Source organism: Blautia sp. XA-2221, assembly GCF_028767025.1.
Taxonomy (GTDB): domain Bacteria; phylum Bacillota; class Clostridia; order Lachnospirales; family Lachnospiraceae; genus Blautia_A.
On sequence record NZ_JAJQXX010000020.1, the window covers coordinates 22153 to 29070 of the forward strand.

A 6918-nucleotide genomic window follows, 5' to 3' on the forward strand; every position below is an offset into this window, starting at 1 on the left:
CTGTTTCTCCTTCCCCCTACTTCAGCCGTCTGCTGTTTTATGCAAAAACACGTTTTATTTTTTCTCCAATATAACGGTCAAACAAATCTGCCAGAAAAACTGTACTTATGATACAGATCACAAGAAACATATATTTATTTCGGGCAAATCCTAAATCCGAAAAAATTATCATAGGAATTCTCTGCAACATATACACACTAAAAACATGTTCCCCAAACCATGTAAAAATATGGCTTGAAATCGATACTTTCATGGTAAACAATACAATCACTGCTACAAACGCCACTGCCCACACCGTATATCCCTCGATCCCATACTTCCATCTGTTGCGAAACGAGATGCTGTAGATAAGAACTGCCAGCAATGCGCCTCCCATATAAAATCTGTCATTTTTCATGAAAATACTCTCTATTTTATCCTTAAGCAAAGCATACCAGCATCCTACGGGAAATATAATAACGGAATTATACCAATAATTCTCCTTTCCCACTTTCATAAGAGTATAGATAAAAACGCCTGTAAGAACAGTCAGAAAAGCACATCCTACATACTCCTGAACTTTTTTTGACCGAAATTTTACCATACTAAATGAAAGATATACCAGCAGGTATATCACCAGCGTATCAAACATATACCAGTTTGAATTGCCTATGGATTCCCATCCGATCAGAGACAGCATTATCTGCCCAACGGGATATTGTCTACCCGTAATCAGATTGACTAACATAAATATTCCTACAGCAGCCGCAAGACTGGCCCATACTTTCGGAAAACGGCGCGTCAGAATCCCTTTTAGATACCCTTTATTTTTCCTCTGCATGGATGTCATGATTCCATATCCTGAATAAAACCAGAACATTGCAACAACCATCTGATTTAAGTGTTCTCTTAAAGCAAGGTACGGCTGATCATATCTCCCTCCCAGCTGAACATATCCTACATAATGACTGAAAATTATCAGGATTACAAAAATGCCTTTTATATTATTGGCATCTATTTTTGACAGATAATTTTTATTGAACTGATCCTGTGCAGCTATGGTTGCCGACCGTACAGCAATCAATAAAAGTATTATTAGAAAAAAGATCATATTCCCCCCACAAAGTTTATACTGAAATTAATATTTTATATCCGTTTTCTCATTATACTTGCTTTTCTCTGTTCTGTAAAGAAAATCTGCTGCCGCTCCACGACAAACGCGTGAATTGTTTCCCTGCCTCTTTTTCAAAACATCGTATTTTTTTAATTCAATACCTGTTTTCATAGAATCATAAAAACTTCATGAAGATAGGCTGTTTCTATACCGACAACAGCCCTTGCAATGGCAAAACCGGACACTCCGCAAAACACTTTTCTGGCAAATCCACCGTCTGTAGTCATAATATTCAGTCTATAGCAAAAATACATAATCACACATATAGGCAGTTTCATTTCCGCTAAGTTCTTCATAGTTTTTACATAAAGTAAATAAAGCCTCTCTGCCAAGCATCATAAAAGAATGAAGAAGATACAAATATACAATAACAGCCGCAAAAAATCTGATAAATTCTATATTATTTAATTTATTTCCTATGCTGCTACTACTTCAATAGCCCCCGAACTTCATCAAATATTTTTATTTCTGCCGGATTCTCCAAATGTTCTCCAATATGTTTTTCCATCCAGACCATATTATACCAGCGGCCAAATTTACAGGCACATTTATGAAACTCCGCTACTTTATGATACCCCATATGTTCGTGAAATCTTACACTGTCCCCGGTAAGATACTCGTCCTCTTTTTCCGGCCAGGCAATACAGGCATTAACGCTTAAAATATTCTGTTCTTTCAGGATTCTCTCCAGCATTTCATAAAGCATTTTTCCTGTACCCAGATGCTTTTTATCTTTTTTCACATAAATCGAAGTTTCCACCGACCAGGCATAAGCTGCTCTTGGATGAAGGGGTCCTGCATAGGCATACCCGATCACCTCACCATCCTGTTCTGCTTTTAAATAAGGATATTTTTCCAATGTATGACTAATCCGCTGTCTGAACTCCTCCGGAGAAGGAACCGTATATTCAAAAGATACTGCTGTTTCCTGCACGTAAGGCGCATAGATTTCCAACAGCTCCCCTGCATCTTCCGGACTTGCGATACTGATTTTTATTTCGCTCATAATTTTGCCCCTCTTACTTTATTTTCAGACATTATATGACGAACTGCCGAAAAAAGTCAATCCTCTGTACCGGGTAAATGAAATAAAGAATTTACCAAATTATAATAAAAGTCAGCACAATTTTACAAATGAAGGAGATTTCAATGTACAAGAAAAATATGAAACCAAAAAAAGGAGCTGTTTTGGATACCTCACGCCAAAATAATAATAAGTTTTATATTTTTAGGCGTATTTTTAATCTATTCTCTTACTATGGCTATGTTAGAATTTATGTCCGTTATGGCTGAAAAATAAATAATTATAAAATATGTGTTAGAAATATTATTTTTTGATTTAATATCTATAAGTAATCAACTACCGAATTTCGCACCATAAAATCCGCAATATACGGACACAAAAAAAATCATAAAACTCGATATATGCTTCACAGAAACAAGAGTCAAAAAACAGGACTTGCTACGACTACTCACAGCGTAACAAGTCCTGTTTTTATTGGAATATTAGAATTTACCTTCTTTAGCAGCTTCCTCGATCGAAACAGCTACAGCTACAGTCATACCAACCATCGGGTTGTTTCCTGCGCCGATCAGACCCATCATCTCTACGTGAGCCGGTACAGAAGAGGAACCTGCAAACTGAGCGTCAGAATGCATACGTCCAAGTGTATCTGTCATACCGTAGGAAGCAGGACCTGCTGCCATGTTGTCCGGATGAAGTGTACGACCTGTACCACCGCCGGAAGCAACGGAGAAGTATTTTTTGCCTTTTTCCAGGCATTCTTTTTTGTAAGTACCTGCAACCGGATGCTGGAAACGTGTCGGGTTAGTGGAGTTACCTGTAATGGAAACGTCTACGCCCTCTTTCCACATGATCGCAACACCTTCCGGAACGCTGTTAGCGCCATAGCAGTTTACTTTTGCACGAAGTCCCTCTGAATAGGATTTACGGAATACTTCCTTAACTTCGTTTGTATATGGATCATACTCTGTCTCAACATATGTAAATCCATTGATTCTTGCAATAATCTGAGCAGCGTCTTTTCCAAGACCGTTCAGGATAACACGAAGCGGTTTCTGACGAACCTTGTTTGCTTTTTCTGCGATACCGATAGCGCCCTCAGCTGCTGCAAAAGACTCATGACCTGCAAGGAATGCAAAGCACTCTGTCTCTTCTTCAAGAAGCATTTTGCCAAGGTTACCATGGCCAAGACCTACTTTACGTGTATCAGCAACGGAGCCCGGGATACAGAAAGCCTGAAGACCTTCTCCGATAGCTGCTGCTGCGTCAGCTGCTCTTCTGCAGTCTTTTTTGATTGCGATAGCTGCGCCTACAATGTATGCCCAGCAAGCGTTTTCAAAGCAGATCGGCTGGATGCCTTTGATCTGATCATAAACGTTCAGACCTGCATCTTTTGTGATTTTTTCTGCCTCTTCGATAGAAGCGATTCCATAGCTGTTTAAAACAGAATTGATCTTGTCAATTCGTCTCTCGTATGATTCAAATAAAGCCATTTACTTTTCCTCCTGATTTTTTCATCTAAAAATAATTATTCTTTTCTTGGGTCGATGATCTTAACAGCATCGTCAACACGGCCATACTGACCTTTTGCTTTTTCCCATGCAGTGTTCGGGTCATCACCTTTTTTGATGAAATCAGTCATTTTTCCAAGGCTTACGAACTGATATCCGATGATCTCATTGTCTTCATCAAGAGCGATACCTGTTACATAACCCTCTGCCATTTCCAGATAACGAGGTCCTTTTTTCAGAGTTCCGTACATAGTACCAACCTGGGAACGAAGTCCTTTTCCAAGGTCCTCAAGTCCTGCTCCGATCGGAAGTCCATCCTCAGAGAAAGCAGACTGGGAACGTCCGTATACGATCTGAAGGAACAGTTCTCTCATAGCTGTATTAATTGCGTCACAAACAAGGTCTGTGTTCAGCGCTTCCATTACAGTACGGCCCGGAAGGATTTCAGAAGCCATAGCTGCAGAATGTGTCATACCGGAACATCCGATAGTCTCTACAAGAGCTTCCTGGATGATACCTTCTTTAACGTTCAGAGTCAGCTTACATGCACCCTGCTGCGGAGCACACCAGCCAACACCGTGTGTCAGGCCGGAAATATCCTTTACTTCTTTTGCCTGTACCCATTTTGCTTCTTCCGGGATCGGAGCAGCCCCATGATGAACGCCCTGTGCCACTGGACACATTTCTTCTACTTCGCGTGAATAAATCATTGTAAAACTCCTTTCAAGTGTAGATTTACTTTAATGTTGTCAGGTGTCCCCTGTCAACCTTACAATATTTTCTCATAAAACTGTCTAATAGTCCAGTCAAATTTTGTAAAAAAATATCAGGTTTTCCTGTCATTTCTTATAATTTTGTCTTTTTTGGGACAAACAGGTATCTTTTCTTTCTCAAACCTGTTCTGGAATTCCCCTCCAGAATATGATAAACTGAACAAAAATCAAATCGACAGGAGGTTCTCATGTCTCAAAATCACTACAGCAATTCTCTTCCGCCGTCTTTTCTTCCACAGAAATTTCAGATTTTGAGCGGAAGCGTTCTGAAGATCATTGCCATTATTGTAATGCTGATCGACCACAGCGCCTGCATTCTGCTCTCTCAGTATCCGCCTGCGCTGACTCCGCTTTTTTATATTGGCCAGAACGCCTATACTCCTTACCGCATTTGCCGGGATATCGGCCGGATTGCATTTCCTATTTTCTGTTTTCTTTTGCTGGAAGGTTTTATCCATACCAGAAGCAGAAAAAAATACGGCAGAAATCTTCTTCTGTTTGCACTGATTTCAGAGCTTCCGTGGAACTACATGTTTGCCGATACCTGGCATTACGAAAAACAGAATGTATTTTTCACTTTATTCCTGGGTTATCTTGCATTCTGTGTGCTGGAACATTTCCGCGAAAATCGTACCAGGCTATTTCTGTCCCTTGGCGGACTTCTGGCAATTTCTTTTTTCCTTGATGCAGACTATGGCTGGAAAGGCTTTATCTTTCTCCTGATCATGTATCTTTTAAGAGATGACAAAGCTCCCCAGGCGATCATAGGGAGCTGTTGGCTTGCTTATGAATGGAAAGCCTGCTTTGCCTTCCTTCCCATTAATATGTATAACGGGCAAAGGGGCTTTATCCGCGGAAAGTTTTCCAAGTATTTCTTTTATGTATTTTATCCACTGCATATTACCATTCTGGTACTCCTGCGCAGGATCCTGTTCTGAGACAGGAATCTACCAAGGAAGAAACTCATTGCTTTCTTCATCATAGTAATACCAGCCATTTCCCTTTCCCACAGGAGAAGCGTCTGTTTCTGCCTGTTGGAAAGGAATATACTGACCTGTTCCTTCATCCCAGCTGTACAGATCAAAAGGATCGCTGATACCTTCCGTACTGGAAGAATCTTCTGAAGAACTGTCAGAATTTTCCTCTTCCGCTGCCTGTTCTGCAAGATCTCCATTCCAATAATAGGTATCTCCATTCTCATTGATAATAGGCTGGGATTCATCTGCATTATCCAGATTTCCGTAAGAAACTCCGTTTTCATCATACCAGTTCCCATCATCCCCTCTTTTTACCTGAACTCCATTCAGATCAATATCATAAAGGACAATAGAATCCCATCCCTGGCTGACCTCGCCGCTCTCTACTTTTTCTTCTATTGTTTTGGACGTATCTTTTTCTGTTTTTTCAGAAGAGACAGAACCATTTGCAGAAGAATTATTTTTTCCCTTTGAAGTTTCCTGTGGTTTATTTTCATTTGTTGATGTTTTTTGGGAGGTTTCGGATTTTTTGGGAGATTTTGTCGGTTTCGGCGTTGCTGTAACTTCTGTTTTTTCCTTCGTTTCTGCACCTGAACCGCACCCTGTAAGAACACTTCCTGACATTACTGCTAACATAAAAAATAAAGCTGCTTTTTTCATATCTTCTCTGTCCCCTTTCGTAGAATACTTTACAGGTCAGAGTATATCACTGCAGCTTTATTCTTTGTATTTTCTATATTCCCTTAATTTTTACTGACAATTTCTGTCCCGCTCTTATAAATACTGTCTGCCGGCACACAGCCTCTTACCGGAGAAAGAGGATAAATATTGCTGTTTCTTCCGATTACAGTTCCCGGATTCAGAACGGAACCACAGCCTACCTCTACGTGATCTCCCAGCATAGCGCCAAACTTTTTAAGACCGGTTTCGATTTTTTCCTCTCCGTCTTTTACAACAACCAGCTGTTTATCTGATTTTACGTTAGAACAGATAGAGCCTGCTCCCATATGGGATTTGTAGCCCAGAACTGCATCTCCCACATAGTTATAATGAGGAACCTGCACACAGTTAAAAAGAACCACATTTTTCAGTTCTGTAGAGTTTCCTACCACACAGCCTTCTCCTACAATGGCATTTCCCCGGATAAAGGCACAGTGGCGAACCTCTGTATCCTTACCGATGATCGCAGGACCATTAATACTGGCAGTAGGAGCTATCTTTGCGGATTTTGCAATCCAGATATCGCCCTCGAGATACTCATATTCTTCCGGATCCAGTGTTTTACCAAGCTTCAGGATAAAATCTTTAATCTCCGAAAGCACCTCCCAGGGATAGGTCTTTCCCTCAAAAAGCTCTGAGGCGATCGTTTCGTTCAGATCAAGAAGCTTCTCAATGGTAAAATCTTTTATCATAATTATAATCCGCCTTTCTGCAAAAGGCACCAATGGGGTTATGAAACCCGTCGGCAAACTTCTGCTAT

8 protein-coding genes are annotated in these 6918 nt (G+C 40.4%); 1 reads left to right on the forward strand and 7 read right to left on the reverse strand.

The window, feature by feature from the left end:
- Positions 1–37: 37 nt before the first annotated feature.
- The 5 genes from LU279_RS13000 to LU279_RS13020 form a co-directional block, all read right to left on the reverse strand.
- Positions 38–1090, reverse strand: a complete 1053-nt coding sequence (locus LU279_RS13000; protein ID WP_274422916.1) for an acyltransferase family protein — start codon at positions 1088–1090, stop codon at positions 38–40.
- A 170-nt stretch (positions 1091–1260) separates the two neighbouring features.
- Positions 1261–1431 carry a hypothetical protein gene (locus tag LU279_RS13005; RefSeq protein ID WP_274422917.1) on the reverse strand — a complete coding sequence of 57 codons (171 nt, stop codon included), beginning with the start codon at positions 1429–1431 and terminating at the stop codon, positions 1261–1263.
- 149 nt (positions 1432–1580) lie between these two features.
- Complete coding sequence (locus LU279_RS13010; RefSeq protein WP_274422918.1) at positions 1581–2159, reverse strand: GNAT family N-acetyltransferase; 579 nt, start codon at positions 2157–2159, stop codon at positions 1581–1583.
- 500 nt (positions 2160–2659) lie between these two features.
- Positions 2660–3670 carry a GGGtGRT protein gene (locus LU279_RS13015; RefSeq protein WP_274422919.1) on the reverse strand — a complete coding sequence of 337 codons (1011 nt, stop codon included), beginning with the start codon at positions 3668–3670 and terminating at the stop codon, positions 2660–2662.
- Between the two features lie 35 nt (positions 3671–3705).
- On the reverse strand, positions 3706–4398 hold the full coding sequence (locus LU279_RS13020) for an iron-sulfur cluster assembly scaffold protein (protein WP_022066942.1): 693 nt from the start codon (positions 4396–4398) through the stop codon (positions 3706–3708).
- 251 nt (positions 4399–4649) lie between these two features.
- Between LU279_RS13020 and LU279_RS13025 the strand changes: the two genes are divergently transcribed.
- Positions 4650–5399, forward strand: coding sequence for a TraX family protein (locus LU279_RS13025; protein WP_274422920.1), 750 nt, complete (start codon positions 4650–4652; stop codon positions 5397–5399).
- Between the two features lie 9 nt (positions 5400–5408).
- On the opposite strand, the gene LU279_RS13030 is transcribed toward LU279_RS13025, so the two are convergent.
- On the reverse strand, positions 5409–6098 hold the full coding sequence (locus LU279_RS13030; RefSeq protein WP_274422921.1) for a hypothetical protein: 690 nt from the start codon (positions 6096–6098) through the stop codon (positions 5409–5411).
- Positions 6099–6181: 83 nt separating this feature from the next.
- Positions 6182–6850, reverse strand: coding sequence for an acyltransferase (locus LU279_RS13035; protein ID WP_274422922.1), 669 nt, complete (start codon positions 6848–6850; stop codon positions 6182–6184).
- Between the last annotated feature and the right edge of the window lie 68 nt (positions 6851–6918).